Raw genomic sequence first — 15457 nt, 5'->3', positions numbered from 1 at the left:
TTCCAGACCTCCGACGACGGCCTCGTCGACTATTATGATGAGGACGGCAAGAGCGCGAAGAAATTCCTGGTCCGCAAGCCCATGGCCGGTGGCATCATGCGCTCGCCCTTCGGCTATCGCCGCCACCCCATCCTCGGCTATTCTAAGCTGCACACCGGCGTCGACTGGTCGGACGCTGTGGGCACGCCGATCTTTGCGGCCGGTAATGGCACGGTCATTTATGCGGACTGGAAGTCCGGCTATGGCCGGCACACGGAAATCCAGCACGCCAATGGCTATGTGACCACCTATTCCCACCAGTCCGGCTTCGCCAAGGGGCTACGGGTGGGCCAGCAGGTGCGCCAGGGCCAGGTGATCGGTTATCTTGGATCTTCGGGCCTCTCCACCGGACCGCATCTGCATTACGAAGTGAAGATCAACGGCTCGTTCGTCGATCCCATGCGCATCAAGCTGCCGCGCGGCCGGGCGCTGGATGGGCGGTTCCTGGCGGAGTTCCGCAAGGAGAAGGATCGCATCGAAGCCCTGCTCAGCCACGCCCCCGTGGCGCCGAAGGTGGCGTCCGCCAGCAGCACCTCCAGTCGCTGACCAGATCCGGCGGCGCCTCGCCTCCTGCGGCTCCGCAAATGCAACGTATAAAGGCCCCCCTCGACGTTCAGGGAACGCTGAAGGGGCCTTTTCTTGTTCTTGTTGCGATGGCTGATGGCGGACCCACCGGCTCGGCCCCTCCCTTTCCGGGGCGATGACGCCCGCGCGCCCTTCGCCCCCTCCCCTTACGAACCGCGCGTCGTCCCACGGCTGGCATAACGCTCGGCCCAGCGGGCGAGGCGAACGAAGGGCAGACCCAGCAGCAGATAGACCGCCGCCACCAGGATGCCGGTGCCGAAATAATCGTAATAGGTGGTGGAGATCATCTCGTAGGTCTTGGTCAGCTCCACCAGGGAAATGACCGAGACGAGGGACGAGTCCTTGATCAACGAGATGAAGTCGTTGGTGGTGGGCGGCAGCACAATGCGCGCAGCCTGGGGGATCACCACGTGGCGCAGGGACTGGCGCTCGGTCATGTTGAGCGCGACCGCCGCCTCCATCTGGGTGCGGGGAATGGCGAGGAGCCCGGCGCGGTAATTCTCCGCCTCATAGGCCGCATAATTGAAGCCCAGTGCCAGCACGCCGGCCACGAACGGCTCCAGTTGGAGACCAATCTTGGGCAGGCCATAATAGATGAACAGCACCTGTATGAGCAGCGGGGTGCCACGCACCACCTCAATGTAAAGCTGGGCGAGCCGATCCAGCAACGTGCCGCCATAGACCCGGCACAAGGCCAGCGTCGCGCCGAAGCCCACCGCGATCAGCATGGCCAGCATGGAGATTTCCATGGTCATGACCGCTGCCCGTCCCAATTGCGGCAGGAAGCGCATGTAGCGCTCCATTTGGGCGATGAAACCCTGGGGCTGGGTCTCTTCCACATACCGATTATAGGCCACGGGCTGAGCCTGCATCGGCCGGTCGTCGCCGGTTACCTGGGCCATCATGGGGGTCCAGATGCCCCAGCGGTCCAGGATCTGGCGCATGGAGCCGTCCTGCTGCATCTGCGACAGCGCCTGGTTGATCTCGCCCAACAGCTTGGGATCGGCGCCCTTCTTCACCGCGATGCCATATTCGATCCGGCCCACCGGACCGCCGGTGAACTGCAATTCGCCGTCGGGCTGGGCGTAATAGACCGCGATCGGGAAATCCATCACGGTCGCGTCGATGCGCTTCAGCTTGAGATCGGAATAGGCGTCGATCTCCTCCTCGTAGCTGCGCACGTCGATGCCGCCGAATTGCCGCAGCACCCGCTCCATCTGGCCCGCCTTGAGCGTGCCCACCTTCTTGCCGCGCAGGGCGGCGAGGTCCGCGACCTCGGGATCGCCCCGGCGGATCACGATTTGGCCGTAGGTGACGTAATAAGGGATGGAGAAATCCGCCGCCGCCTGATGCTCGGGGGTGATTTCCAGGCCGTTGATAACCGCGTCATAAAGCCCGGCATCAAGGCCGGGGATGAGGTTCGACCAGTCGTTCTGCACGAATTGCGGGGTGCGGCCCATCTTGGGGGCGAGGACATTCATGATGTCCACCTCGAATCCCTCAATAAGGTTCGGGTCCGCCGGATCGGTGAAAGTGTAGGGCGCGCCGGAGGTGGCATCGCCGCCATACTTCAATGGCGGATTGACCGCCTTGGCAGGCGTCTGGGCGAGGGCCGGAACGGCGGCGGCAAGGAAAGCGAGCAGGACGAGAAGCAGGCGCATGGCGGTCCCCGGAGCAAGGCGGCGGGCGGGATGCTGAACTGGGGCGGAAGGATCGGTGGCCGGCGCAGGCCGGGCCGCCGGCGTCACACGAAGCGGCGGAGGAACTGGCGCGTGCGCGGATCCTTGGGGTTCTCGAAGATCTCGTCTTCGTCGGAGATCTCCACGATCTCCCCCTTCTCCATGAAGATGATGTAGTCGGACGCATCGCGGGCGAAGCGCATTTCGTGGGTGACGACGATCTGCGTCATCCCCTCCGCGTCCAACTCCTTCATGACGTCCAGCACCTCGTCCACGAGGCCGGGATCGAGCGCGGAAGTGGGCTCGTCATAGAGCATGATCTTGGGTGCCATGGCGAGGGCGCGGGCGATGGCGCCGCGCTGTTGCTGGCCGCCGGACAGGTTGATGGGGTAGCGGTCCATCTGCTCGAACAGGCCCACCTTCTTCAGAAGGCGTTCGGCATTGGCGGCCGCTTCGTCCCGGCCCACACCCTTCACCACCATGGGGGCGAGCATGACGTTCTGGTGCAGGGTCTTATGGGGGAAGAGATTGAAGCTCTGGAACACCATGCCCACATTCTTGCGCAGGCGATGGGCGGCTTCCGCGAAGCTCTCGGACGAGACGGCCGGCTTCTTCTCCATCCGCACGCCGCAGGCTTCAACGGCGCCGGAATCGATGGTCTCAAGGCCGTTGAGGCAGCGCAGCAAGGTGGACTTGCCGCAGCCGGAGGGGCCGATCATCGAGACAAGGTCACCCTCCTCGATGTTAAAGCTCACGCCCTTGAGGATCTGCACCGCACCGAACGACTTGCGAACGTCCTCGACCTTGAGGATCGGCTGCATCGTATTGTCCCCCCACGGCGCACCCTGCCGCCCGTATCAAACGTGCCTAAAGGGCAGGTATGACATTGAGGTGACAGGGTTTTCGTGGAGAGACAGCCGCCAGCTCAGGCGGGGCGCACCTCGAACACGCAGTGGTCGTGGCCTTCGGCGGCACACTGCACTTCTTCCGCCACAAGGGTACGGGGCATGCCGTCCTGCTCGCAGACGAATTCCATGGCGCCCTTCAACCAGGGCGCGAACATGTAGCACAGGCGCCGGCCGGCCTTCCGGCTCTCATCGGTGATGAAGGAGGAATGGTCGAGGCGAATGGTGGCGGTGCCAGCGGCGGGATCGGCAGCTACAATGGTGAAGCGGCCCCATCCCCGCTGGGACAGGCGCTTCATGTAATGGGCAAACACGTCGAGGCCGGACAGGCCATAGACCTCGCTCTGCTTCTTGCACCACACATAGGCCGAGGTGCGCCCCGCCGGCGCCAGCGCGGCATCCAGCCCCTCCGCGCCCAGCGCCGCTTCCAGGGCGAAATGGTTGTTGTTGTAGAAGTGCTGCGGCACCAGGATCATGGGCATCTTGTCCACGAACCACTGGCCGGTGGCCGGGTCCACATCGATCTCGATTTCGGGCTTCGCCATTCTCACGTCTCGCTTGGGAAGTTGAAAAACGCCCCGTCCCGCACCGCCAGCGAAGCCGGGCGGCGCGGAGGAGGCCGGCGGGCAGGGGCGACCCTGGGCGGGGCCGAGGACGCGCGATGGGCGCGCCCCCGTTCAGGGCACATCAGGCGCGCCAGACATCCTTGAGCAGCTGCAGCCAGTTGCCGCCCATCACCTTTTCGATGCGCGCCTCGCTCCAGCCGCGCTTTTCCATGGCCGCGGTGAGGTTGGGGAAATCGGCGATCTCGCGGAAGCCTTCCGGATTGATGACGGCGCCGAAGTCGGTGAGCTTGCGGCCATAGCCCTTGTCGTGGGTGATCCAATCGAAGAAGGGCTTGCTATAGCCCTGGGTGAAGTCTGTGCCCACCCCGACCTTGTCCTCGCCGACGAGGTTCATGACATAGTCCATCGCCGCCACATAATCGTCGATCGTGGAATTGGGGCCCTTCTCAAGGAAGGGAGGGAACATGGTGACGCCGACAAAGCCGTCCTTTTCCGCAATGAAGCGCAATTGCTCGTCACTCTTGTTGCGCGGATGGGCTTTCAGCCCCGCCGGCAGGCAGTGGGAATAGGCGACACGCTGCTTGGAGGCGACGATGGTGTCGTGGGAGGTCTTCTGCCCCACATGGGAGAGATCACACAGAATGCCCAGGCGGTTCATTTCAGCCACCACGTCGTGGCCAAAGTCCGACAGCCCGCTGTCGGTGCTCTCATAGCAACCGGAGCCCACGAAATTCTGCGTGTTGTAGGTCATCTGGATGATACGCACGCCGAGCTCATGGAAAAGCTCCAGGTAGCCGATCTGGTCCTCGATGCCCGACGTGTTCTGCCAGCCCAGAATGATGCCGGTCTTATTTTCGGCCTTGGCTTTGAGGATGTCTTTGGTGGTGTAGACCTGCGAGATGAGATCCGCATGCTCGCGGAACCAGGTCTTCCACTTCGCCACGTTGCGCATCGTCTCGGAGAAGCCTTCCCACACGCAGCAGGTGCAGTTGGCGGCGGTGATGCCGCCCTTGCGCATCTCCTTGAAAAGGTCCGGGCCGAAATCGGAAATGATGAGGCCGTCAATGACGACGAGCCGATCGTGCAGGTTGCTCACTTCGTGCTTCCTTTTGCGCGGGCCGGTCTCAAGGCGGCCCTTTCACTTCGGATGGGGTCCCGCCGGAGCGGCGCCCCTTGGGTCAAACAGGAACGAGGACACCCGCCTGCGCCTGCCAGTGCGCGGTCACGCGCTGGCCCTTCTGCAAGGCCGGAGGCCCCCCCACGGCGGGCGCGGGCTGGCGGGCGATGAGGGTGAGCCCGGTGGCGGTCTTCAGGCGATAGTCAATCACGAGGCCCCGATAGGTGGCCGCCTCGATCTCCACGTCCAGGCGGTTGGCAGCTTCGCTCGCCTCCCCGGCAACGCTGTCGAGGGCGATGCGCTCGGGACGCAAGGCGAAGGCGAGCGCCGCGCCCGGGACAGGGGGTGGCGGCACCGCGATCACCTCGCCGCCCCCCAGGCGGAACCGGCCATCGGCCGTGGTCTCGCCCTTGAAGAGGTTGGTCACACCCATGAACTGCGCCACGAAATGGGAGCGGGGCGTCTCGAACACCGTGTCCGGGGTGCCATCCTGCTCAATGCGCCCTGCTTGCATCACAACCACGCGGTCCGCAACGGACAGAGCCTCGTCCTGGTCGTGGGTGACGAAGATGGTGGTGATGCCCAGGGAGCGCTGGATCTCCCGGATCTCGTCCTTCATCTCCGCCCGCAACTGGGCATCAAGATTGGACAAGGGCTCGTCGAGCAGAAGCACGTCCGGCTCGATGACCAGCGCGCGCGCCAGCGCCACGCGCTGCTGCTGGCCGCCGGACAATTGCTTCGGCAGGCGCGCGGCGAGATGGCCAAGACGCACCCGGTCGAGCGCCGCCTTCACGCGCGCCTCGCGCTCGGCCTTGGCGACCTTGCGCATTTCGAGGCCGAAGGCCACGTTCTCGGCGACGCTCATATGGGGAAAGAGCGCGTAGTTCTGGAAGCCGAAGCCCATGTTGCGCTTGAAGGGCGGCAAGGCGGTGACATCCCGCCCGCCCACCAGGATGCGCCCCTCGGTGACCGGGATGAAGCCACCGATCATCCGCAGCGTGGTGGTCTTGCCGCAGCCGGACGGCCCCAGCAGCGCCACCAATTCCCCTTCCTTGATGGCGAGGGAGACATGGTCCACCGCGACCATGGCCTCATAGCGCTTCACCACCGATTGCAGCACCACATCCGACATGGGTCGCCTCCCTCAGAAGGCCCGGCTCAGCCGGGCATAGCGGTCGCTGATGATCAGGAGCGCGCCGATGATCAGGATCTGTACGCTCGCCACCGCCGCGACGGTGGAATCCAGGTTCCATTCCAAATAATTGACCAACGCGATCTGGAGCGTGGTGCGGCCCGGCCCCACCAGGAAGATGGATTTTTCCAGATCGATGAAGGAAATCACGAACGAGAATAGAGCCGCCGCCACCACTCCCGGCTTGATGACCGGCAGCGTGACCCGCCGGAACACCGTGAAGGGCGAAGCGCCAAGGCTGGCCGCCGCCTCCTCGATGGAGGCGTTCGCGCCCACTAAGGCGGCGGTCACGAGCCGTACCGTCCAGGGCAAGGCGATGAGGGTGTGGGCGATGAGAAGGCCGGGCAACGTGCCGGCAATCTGCACGTCCAGCAGCACCTCGGCTTCGAGGTAGAAGATGAAGAGCGCCGCCCCGCCCACGATGCCCGGCACGATCATGGGCGCCAGCAGAAGCGTCTGGATCGCCTCGCGGCCAAAGAACCGATAGCGCACCAAAGCAAGGCTCGCCGGCACACCCAGCAGGAGCGAGAAAAAGGCGGCGCACGCGGCGGTCTGGACCGAGGTGATGAAGCCGTCCCGGAACGCGTCCATGGACCAGGCCCGCGCATACCAGGAGAGTGTATAGCCGTCCGGCGGGAAGGCGAGGATGCGGTTGGAGAAGAAGCTCACCCACACGATGGCGACGAGCGGCAGCAGGATGAAGGCCATCACCAGGGTGGAGAGCACGCCGTAAAGGCGGGCGACCTGAGCGGGGTTCATAAGCGCGCCCTCCTCACTCGGACCAGCGGCGATAGCGCCGCTGAACCAGGACGTTGGCGGTGGTGGTCAGAACCAGCGTCACCGCCATCAGCACAAAGGCCAATGCCGCGCCGAACGGCCAGTTCATGGCTTTCGCCACCTGCTGGTAGACGGTGGGCGCCATCATGTGGAATTGCGGGCCGCCGATGAGCACGGGCGTCGCATAGGCGTTCATGGACAGGATGAAGCACAGCATGGTGCCCGCCAGGATGCCCGGCAGCGCCAGCGGCAACACCACCCGCCACAGCGTCGTACCATGGCTCGCGCCAAGGGAAGACGCCGCATCCTCCAGGTTGCGGTCGATGCCCTCCAGGATGCTCTGCAGCGTCACGATCATGAAGGGCAGGAGCACCGAGACGAGGCCGATCACCACGGCGGTGGGCGTGTACATGATCCGCGCCGGCGGGATGCCTGCGAGGGCGGTGATGGCATTAAACAGGCCTTTGTCGCCCAGCACCACCATCCAGGCGGCGGTACGCACCGCATTACCCATGAGGAGCGGCAGGATGATCAGGATGAGGAGCACACCCTTCCAGCGCTGGGAAGCCTGGCGCACCAGCACATAGGCCACCGGAAAGCCCAGCACGAGGCACAGGAGCGTGGAGAGGGCCGACACCCACACCGTGGTGAACAGCACCTCTTGGTAGAAGGCGTCTGCAAAGAATTTCTGGTAATTGGCGAGGGTGAGTGCCTCCACCATCAACTGGCCCGGCACGAAGCGGTTCAGTGAATAGCGGAACATCAGCACCAGCGGCCCGAGCAGCGCCAGCGCCACGAACAGGCTGGCCGGTCCTGCCAGCCCGAAGACCGGCGACACCCGCCACCTTCTCCCACCGCCCCCGGACGGGGGACCGGCAACCATCGCCATCTCGCTCATCCCATCTTCCCTGAAATGCCCCGCCTTTGCTTGCGCCTTGGGCCGGTACCCCGCCCGAGGCGGCGGGGCACCGGCCAACTGTCAGCGCGTGATGCTCTTGTTCCAGAATTCCAGCCAGTCGGAGGTGTTCTTGGCCACGTGGGCATAGTCAGGGAACTTGAGCGCCGCGGCCTGCTCCGGTGTGAAGTCGATCTTGGCTTTCAGTTCGGGGGTGAGGTCCGCCTTGCCGTTGGCGGGGGCATAGAAGCTGGCGGCGGCCAGCTGGGCCATGGCCTTGGCATCGAGCATGGCGTTGAAATAGTCATAGGCGAGGTCCGGGGTGGGCGCGCGCTTGGGCATGCCGGCGCCAAACATGACGGCGATAGCGCCCTCCGAGGGATACTGGATGGCGAGCGGGGTGCCCTCATTGGCCCATTGAAGCCCGCGCGCCTTGTAGTTCACGGCAATGTCCACCTCGCCGTTGGCAAGGCCGGCGGCGAGCTGCTGGTGGGCGGCATAGATGCGCGGCTGGGTTAGCTCCTTCAGCTCCACGAGGCGCTTCTTGCCCTCTTCCGTGTTGGTGACGGAGCCGCCCTTGATGAGCGCGGCCATCATCACATAGTTGAAATAGAGTTGGTTGGTGAGGCCGAGCTTTCCGGCCCACTTCTTGTCCCAGAGCTCCTCATAAGACTTGGGCGGGTTAGGCACCTTGTCCTTGTTATAGACGATGACCACGCCGCTATAGAGCCAGGGCACGAAATAGGGCTTTGTCTTCAGCGAGGGGACCACCGCGGCGTAGTTGGGGATCTTCGCGAAATCGAGTTCCGCCAGCACGTCCTGGCTGAACATCTCATAGGCGTCGCCCTCATTGAGGTGGGCCACATCGATGGAGCCGCGCCGCAGCCGCTTCTCCGCCAGAAGCTTGGCCTTGCGCTCCGGCTCCATGGAGATGTCGTGGACGATCTTGATGCCCTTGGATTCCAGCAAGGGCGCTTCCACGAACTTGATGGTGCGCTCGTTCCAGTCGCCGCCCCAATTGGCGACCACCAGGGTCTTTTCCTGGGCGCAGGCGAGCGAAGGCAGGGCCAAGGTGGCGCCGAGGCCACCGACCCCGGCGAGGAACTGGCGGCGGGTGGCGGAAAGCGTCTTGGTGTCCATCTGTCATTCCCCTGTTCGTTTGGAAGATTGGTCTTGTGTTCTGCCGCGTCTTACGCGCGGGTCTGTCAGGCCACCGGCTGCCGCACCCGTGCGGCGCCGGGAATGGGTCCGAGGATCTGTTCGAGAAGGGCGGCGGCCTCGATCAGCTGGAGGTCGCCGCGCGGGCGCCCCACCAGTTGCAAGCCCACCGGGCGGCCGTCGCCGGTCATCCCTACGGGCACCGAGATCACCGGGCAGCCGGTGAGGGTCAGCACGAAGGTGAGATACATCCAGTCGATATAGGAGGTTAGCTCCACCGCGCCGATGCGGGTCGGATAGGTCTCGCCCAACGGGAACGGCGCCAGCGCGACGGTCGGGCAGGCCAGGATGTCGTAGGTCACGAAGAAGTCGGCCATGGCGGCGATGAGGGCGCCCCGCCGACGGTCGGCGGCGGCCATGTCGGCTCCGGTCTGGGTCAGACCCTTTTCGATGTTCCAGACGATATGGGGTGCGATGGCATCGCGATGGGCGTCGAGAAGCGGCCCGCGCACGGTGGCCACCAGATGGGCGCGCAACACCTGGAAGGCGTCGATGGCGCCGGAGAAATCGGGATGCGCCTCCTCCACGGACGCGGAGACGTCGGCAAAGCAGGCGACCGCCGCCGCGCACAGGTCCGCCACCTCCCCCTCCACCGGGCCGAGGCCGAGGTCGGCGCTGAAGGCAACGCGGCGGGGCGCGCGCGGGGCACGGGCGGCGTCGAGGAAGGCGGTGCCGGGCAGCGAGAAGCTGAGCGGATCGCCCGCGCTCTCATAGGCACCGGCATCCAGCATCAGCGCCACGTCCGCCACGCTCCGGCCCATGGGGCCTTCCACCCATAGCGGATCGAACGGCACGAGGGTCGACGGCCGGGGCACGCGGCCGGCGCTCGGGCGCATGCCGACAATGCCGCAATAGCTGGCGGGAATGCGCAGGCTGCCGCCAAGGTCATTGCCGGTGGCGAGCCAGACCATGCCCGCCGCCAACGCCGCCGCCGAGCCGCCGGACGAGCCGCCAGCGGTGCAGTCCGTCCGCCAGGGATTGGCGGTGGCGCCGAACACGGGATTGAAGGTGTTGGCGCCGGCAAATTCAGGCACGTTGGACTTGGCGAGCACGAGGGCGCCCCGCGCCTCCAGACGCTGCACCACCGCATCGGACGTGGCGGCCACCGCATTCTTGAACAAAGGCGAGCCGCAGGTGGTGGGCAGGCCCGCCACGTCATTATAGTCCTTCACCGCGATGGGCAGGCCCGCCAGCCAGCCGCGCGCCCCGTCCGTCACCCTCGAAAAGGCCTTTGCCTCGTGACGTGCCGCCTCGAAGCGCCGCAGCGGCAGTGCATTGATGCGCCCGTCCACGGTTTCAACGCGCGCGATGGCCGCGTCCACAAGATCGAGCGGAGAAATTTCGCCTTTCCCGAGCAGATCGACGGCCGCGACAGCCGATAGATTGCACAGATCGTCCGAAGACGACGCACCTATAGTTAGGGTGTGAGCGGGACGTGCCATTGCCTGCGTGACCTTTTCGGCTTTTTTTCTCTCTGCCGGACCGCGCCCTGGCGAGAAAATCGTCACGACGTTAAAATGGGCATCTGCACCGGACAAATCGCTTCTCGTGATGCGCGTCATAAGGGGAGCTTTGGAGGAGACTGGCCCCCCATGGACATCCGCCACCTGCGCACCTTCGTCACCGTGGTGCGGCTCGGCAGCGTGACCCGCGCGGCGGAGGCCCTGCACATCACCCAGCCCGCTGTCAGCGGCCAATTGAAGAGCCTGGAGGCCGCCATTGGGCTGCGCCTCCTGGAGCGCACCACCACCTCGCTCGCCCTCACCCAGGCTGGAACGGAACTCCTCGGCCGGGCGGAGCAGGCGCTCACCGCCTTCGGCGACTTCGTGCACGCCGCGCGATCCTTCCGCGGCGCGGTGGCGGGCACCATCCGGCTGGGCCTGCCGATGATGGATCTGGTGGATCTGCGCATCGGCGCCTTCATGGCCGTCATGGTGGAGCGCCATCGAGCGGTGAAGATCGACCTTCGCATCGGCCGCACCGTCTTCCTGCGGGACGGGCTGCACGGCGCCGAGCTGGATGCGAGCCTGTATGTGAGCCGCACCTTGCCGCCGGAAATGCAGGGCTTCCCGCTGCGTCCCGTCACCTACCGCTTCGCGGTGCCCCGCGCCTGGGCGGCGTGCCATGAGGGTGCCGGCTGGCAGGAACTGGAGCGCCTGCCTTTGGTGCGCGTGACGCCCGGCAGCACCCATGGGGAAGTCCTGCGCGACCTTCTGGACCAGACCGGCATGCGCCCCCTCGAAACGGTGGAAGCTGACCACGAACTGCTCATCTGCGAGCTGGTGGCGGCGGGCATCGGCTTTGGCGTGGTGCGCGAGGAACTGGCTCTGCGACCCGACATGGCGGATCGCCTCGCCTTGTTCGGAGAGGCCCGCGCGGAGGTGATGCTGCGCTTCATCCATCCGGCGGAACGGGCGAGCGACCCGGTGATCGGCGCCATGGGCGAGGTTCTGCGGCAGGTCTGGCAGGTCTGACCCGCACCGAAGAGGCACCGCGCGAGCGGGCCTCCCGGTGTCGAAGTCATCCATGTGCGAGGGATGGCGCATACCCATGGGCACCTTTCGGGCGCTTGCCGGCGGCGCTCAGGCGGCTTTCCGCTCGCCCACCTCATCCAGATACTGGATGCAGCGGGACAGGGGCTCCACATCCGCGAACTTGGCATCGATGTCGAACAGGTTCCACGCCACCGCTCCGGGCACGCGGTCACCGATGCACTCTTTCACCGCGATGGTCCGGAAGCCTTCCGCGAGGCCGTCGCACAGCGTGGTGCGCACGCAGGCCGAGGCGGTCACGCCAGTGACCAGGATGGTGTCCACCCCGTTGGCCCGCAGGAAGCCCGACAGATAGGTGCCCGCAAACGCCGAGGCGCGCTTCTTGATAAGCACCTGCTCGCCGGGAATGGGCTCGATGCGGCTGTCGATGGCCCACAGGTCCGGCTTGTCGGCGGCGACCACCTCAACCGGAATCTTGCAATGCCACAGGCCCATGTCGGTGGCGGCGACGGTCGGGTCGGTCACCTGGTAACAGGTGGTCACATGCACCACCGGATGGCCGTTGCGGCGGCATGCGGCCAGCAGAGCCTGGACGCCGGGAATGATCTGCTCGTCGATATTCTCGCAGGTGAACGGGTTGCCGGGACGGGTCCAGGCATTGGCGAGGTCCACATTCACCAAAGCAGGCCGGCGGCCGAAGCCCACGCGGCGTTGGAAGCCGCGATTCTGATAGAGGGCGGTCGCCTTCTCGAACGCCGCATTGAGTGCCGCGTCCAATTCCTTGTCGAACGACATGGGTCCAATCCTTCCTTGGGGGACGCTTCCCTCCGCGGCGGGGAGCATGGAAGGGAGGATGCGGCCGGGGATCGAGAACGGGAAATTCTAATTTGACGTTTTTTCATTCCTCAATTGTTATGAATGAACCATGCGTTACGATCTCCGCCACATCCGCAGCTTCCTTGTTCTGGCCGAGGAACTGCATTTCAGCCGCGCCGCCAATCGCCTCAACATGACCCAGCCGGGCATGAGCCGCCTCATCGGCGAACTCGAGCGGGAAGTAGGCGTGCCGCTGCTCCGGCGCACCACGCGCTCGGTGGATTTGACGGACGCGGGGCGGGCCTTCCAGATCCATTGTCGCTCCGGCCTTGATCATCTGGAGCGGGCCGTCACCATCGCCCGGCGCACGGCCACCGGCCTCACCGGCACCTTGCGCATCGGATACATGGACTTCGCCATCAATGGCCGGCTGCCGGAATTGCTGCGCGCCTTCAGCCGATACCGGCCGGAAATCCGCCTCGAACTGTCCTTCGTGCCCACCCTCAAGCAGCAGGAGGCCCTGCTGGCGGACCGCATCGACGTGGGCTTCATGATCGGCGCATTCGAGAGCGAGGCCATGGTCTCCTATCCCTTCGACAGCGACCGGCACGTGGCGCTCCTGCCGGTAACGCACCCTCTGTCCAACGTGCGCGCGCTCCGCCTGGCGGACCTGGCCGGCGAACCTTTTGTGCTGGGCACCGGCGAGAATTGGGGCGCCTACCGCCGCGACCTGTTCAACCTGTGCCACCGCCATGGTTTCCACCCCAACATCGTGCAGGAGGCCTCTTCCTCGGAAGGCATTTTCGGCCTGGTGGCGGCGGGCGTTGGGGTCAGTGTCTATGCGAGCTGCGTGCGCAATCTCCAGCGGCGCGGTATCGTCATCCGCCCCCTCGACGATGTGCCCGATCCGATCCCCACCTGCGCGGTGTGGTCAACGCCCATCCAGTCGCCGAGCGTAAAGGTCTTCACCGAATTCCTGGAACGGGTGTGGGGGGGAGCAGGATAGGCCCGCCGCCGGCACAAGCCCCGGGAAAGCAACATTCCGCAAAATGAGGGTTGAGACTCCGAATGCGAGTGCGGCCATGCAGCTTTCCATCAAGACGACACTGGTTTCCCTGTTCTGCGTCCTGAGTGCCATCATGGCGGCGCTTTGCTCCGTAGCGCTTTACAAGTCTTACGGCACCTTTGTGGCCGCCGACCAAGTGGCGGAGGACGTGCGGATCGACCGCGACCTGTTCCGCGCTGTGTCCGTCTTCCGCTTCGAACGCGGCGGCTCCACCACCGGCCTGTTGGCCGCCGGAGACATCGGGACCATTCGCGCGCGCCTGCTGAAGGACCGTGAGGTGGTGGAGACCTCCATGGCGTCCGCCCTCGCCGGCCTGGACCGGCAGGCCGTCGCATCCCGAAGCGACATGGTGGAGAAGTTGAAAGCCCGATACGAGGCGGTGGTCGCGGTCCGCAAGCTGGTAGACGAGCATTTGGCGCGCCCCCTCGACCAGCGCGATCCCGCCGTCTATCGACGCATGTCAACGGATGGCCAGGCCCTCATCGATGCCATCGAGGCCACCTCCAGCAGCATGGAGGCAGACATCCGCGCCTTGGATCCGGCCATGTCGCAATTGCTGCTCGCCCGCTCCATGGGTTGGGCGGCGCGCACTTTTTCCGGATTGTCCTCGCTCGCCTTGAACTCCGCGCTGGCGGAACGCCGGCCCTTCACGCCGCAAGAAGTCCGCACCGTCACCATCAATGACGCGCAGGCCGATTTCGCCTGGAAGACCGTGCAGGAGATCGTGGCGGCCGACAATACACCTGCCACCCTGAAGGCCGCTGTCGACACCGCGCAGAAGGAGTTCTTTTCCGGCCCCTTCGAGGCCATGCGCGATGCCGAGATCAAGCGGCTGAGCTCGGGCGAGGCGCCCAGCATGACCATTGCCGCCTGGCGCGACATCAACACCCCCAAGCTGACCACCATCGCGGACGTCGCGAGCACCGCCCTGGACGCCCTTCTGGCGCAGGCCGAGACGGCGCAGGCCACCGCTAAAATGACGTTCCTCACCTATGGCGCCGTGCTGATCGTCAGCCTCGCCATCGCGCTGTTCGGACTGGCGGTGGTGATCGGCCGCGTGGTTCGCCCCGTCTCCGCCCTCACCCGCACCATGACCGAACTGGCCGGTGGCGATTACACCGTCGCCGTGCCCGGCACCGTCCGGCGCGACGAGGTTGGCTCCATGGCCAACGCGCTGCTGGTGTTCAAGGACCAGTTGCTGCGCAATGCCGAGCTGGAGCGCGAGAACGAGCATGCCCGCCGCTCGGCGGAAGAAGAGCGCCGCCGCAGCATGCTGGCGCTGGCCGACCGCTTCCAGGGCGAGGTGGGCGGCATCATCAGCAATGTCTCCACCGCCTCCAGTGAATTGCACAAGACGGCTGAGCGCATGACCACCGTCGCCCAGCTCACCTCCAGCCGGTCCACCTCCGTGGCCGCGGCCGCCACCCAGGCTTCCAGCAACGTGGTTGTCGTGGCGAGTGCCGCCGAAGAGATGGGCGCCTCCGTGGATGAGATCGCCCGCCAGGTGCGCAAGTCCACCGAATTGTCCACCAATGCGGTGGCCGAGGCCGCCAAGACCGGCGAAGTGATCCGCCACCTGTCGAGCGCGGCCTCGCGGATCGGCGATTTCATCGGCCTCATCTCCACCATCGCCTCGCAGACCAACCTCCTCGCGCTGAACGCCACCATCGAGGCTGCTCGTGCCGGTGACGCGGGCAAGGGGTTTGCGGTGGTGGCCGCCGAGGTGAAGGAGCTGGCCTCGCAGACCGCCAAGGCGACGGAAGAGATCGAGACCCAGATCGGCGAGATCCAGGCCGCCACCCAGCAGGCGGTGACGGTGATCGAGGGTGTCAGCACCCAGATCGGCATGATGCGCGACTTTGCCCAGGAGATCTCCACCGCCGTCGAACAGCAGGGCGTGGCCACCCGCGAGATCGTGCACAATGTGGACCAGGCCGCCACCGGCACGAATTCGGTGACCGGCCTCATCACGGACGTGGCGAAGAATGCCGATGAGGCGGGCGCTGCCGCGGGCATGGTACTCGGCGCGGCGGGGGCGTTGTCGGACCAGACCCAACGCCTGGAACAGCAGATGGCGGCCTTCCTCGCCACCGTCCGCGCCGCCTGATCC

General features: G+C 65.6%; 14 protein-coding genes (1 of these 14 cut by a window edge). 4 read left to right on the top strand and 10 right to left on the bottom strand.

Annotation, left to right across the window (positions count from 1 at the left end; all coding sequences use genetic code 11):
- Window positions 1-585 carry the final stretch of a M23 family metallopeptidase gene (locus J5J86_RS02030; protein WP_247657910.1) on the top strand. Its footprint begins 1413 nt before the window's first position, so 585 of the gene's 1998 nt are visible here — the last part of the coding sequence; the start codon falls outside the window, past its left edge; it ends in the stop codon at window positions 583-585.
- A gap of 185 nt (window positions 586-770) precedes the next feature.
- On the opposite strand, the gene J5J86_RS02025 is transcribed toward J5J86_RS02030, so the two are convergent.
- From J5J86_RS02025 to J5J86_RS01985, 9 genes are all read right to left on the bottom strand, one after another.
- Complete coding sequence (locus J5J86_RS02025) at window positions 771-2285, bottom strand: ABC transporter substrate-binding protein/permease (RefSeq protein ID WP_209103241.1); 1515 nt, start codon at window positions 2283-2285, stop codon at window positions 771-773.
- 83 nt (window positions 2286-2368) lie between these two features.
- Window positions 2369-3124, bottom strand: coding sequence for an amino acid ABC transporter ATP-binding protein (locus J5J86_RS02020; RefSeq protein ID WP_274706661.1), 756 nt, complete (start codon window positions 3122-3124; stop codon window positions 2369-2371).
- Between the two features lie 104 nt (window positions 3125-3228).
- Window positions 3229-3753, bottom strand: coding sequence for a 4-vinyl reductase (locus J5J86_RS02015; protein ID WP_209103240.1), 525 nt, complete (start codon window positions 3751-3753; stop codon window positions 3229-3231).
- A gap of 142 nt (window positions 3754-3895) precedes the next feature.
- Window positions 3896-4870 carry a dipeptidase gene (locus J5J86_RS02010; RefSeq protein ID WP_209103239.1) on the bottom strand — a complete coding sequence of 325 codons (975 nt, stop codon included), beginning with the start codon at window positions 4868-4870 and terminating at the stop codon, window positions 3896-3898.
- Window positions 4871-4952: 82 nt separating this feature from the next.
- Window positions 4953-6023: an ABC transporter ATP-binding protein gene (locus J5J86_RS02005; RefSeq protein WP_209103238.1), complete on the bottom strand. Its 1071-nt coding sequence runs from the start codon at window positions 6021-6023 to the stop codon at window positions 4953-4955.
- 12 nt (window positions 6024-6035) lie between these two features.
- The gene (locus J5J86_RS02000) at window positions 6036-6842 is read right to left on the bottom strand and encodes an ABC transporter permease (protein ID WP_209103237.1); all 807 of its coding nucleotides are present in this window, start codon (window positions 6840-6842) and stop codon (window positions 6036-6038) included.
- 13 nt (window positions 6843-6855) lie between these two features.
- Window positions 6856-7698: an ABC transporter permease gene (locus J5J86_RS01995; RefSeq protein ID WP_247657908.1), complete on the bottom strand. Its 843-nt coding sequence runs from the start codon at window positions 7696-7698 to the stop codon at window positions 6856-6858.
- A gap of 141 nt (window positions 7699-7839) precedes the next feature.
- Window positions 7840-8895, bottom strand: coding sequence for an ABC transporter substrate-binding protein (locus tag J5J86_RS01990; protein WP_209103236.1), 1056 nt, complete (start codon window positions 8893-8895; stop codon window positions 7840-7842).
- Between the two features lie 65 nt (window positions 8896-8960).
- Window positions 8961-10295: an amidase gene (locus J5J86_RS01985; protein ID WP_247657905.1), complete on the bottom strand. Its 1335-nt coding sequence runs from the start codon at window positions 10293-10295 to the stop codon at window positions 8961-8963.
- Between the two features lie 270 nt (window positions 10296-10565).
- On the opposite strand from J5J86_RS01985, the gene J5J86_RS01980 reads away from it, so the two are divergent.
- Window positions 10566-11447, top strand: coding sequence for a LysR family transcriptional regulator (locus J5J86_RS01980; protein ID WP_209103235.1), 882 nt, complete (start codon window positions 10566-10568; stop codon window positions 11445-11447).
- Between the two features lie 108 nt (window positions 11448-11555).
- On the opposite strand, the gene J5J86_RS01975 is transcribed toward J5J86_RS01980, so the two are convergent.
- Window positions 11556-12260 carry an isochorismatase family protein gene (locus J5J86_RS01975; protein WP_209103234.1) on the bottom strand — a complete coding sequence of 235 codons (705 nt, stop codon included), beginning with the start codon at window positions 12258-12260 and terminating at the stop codon, window positions 11556-11558.
- Window positions 12261-12390: 130 nt separating this feature from the next.
- Here J5J86_RS01975 and J5J86_RS01970 point away from each other — a divergent pair, with 130 nt between their 5' ends.
- Window positions 12391-13287: a LysR family transcriptional regulator gene (locus J5J86_RS01970; protein WP_209103233.1), complete on the top strand. Its 897-nt coding sequence runs from the start codon at window positions 12391-12393 to the stop codon at window positions 13285-13287.
- Between the two features lie 76 nt (window positions 13288-13363).
- Entirely contained in the window at window positions 13364-15454 is a 2091-nt protein-coding gene (locus tag J5J86_RS01965) for a methyl-accepting chemotaxis protein (protein WP_209103232.1), read from the top strand.
- Window positions 15455-15457: the final 3 nt, after the last annotated feature.

It is taken from the genome of Aquabacter sp. L1I39, from assembly GCF_017742835.1.
GTDB lineage: Bacteria > Pseudomonadota > Alphaproteobacteria > Rhizobiales > Xanthobacteraceae > L1I39.
This window is presented reverse-complemented; position numbering and strand designations above follow the sequence as displayed.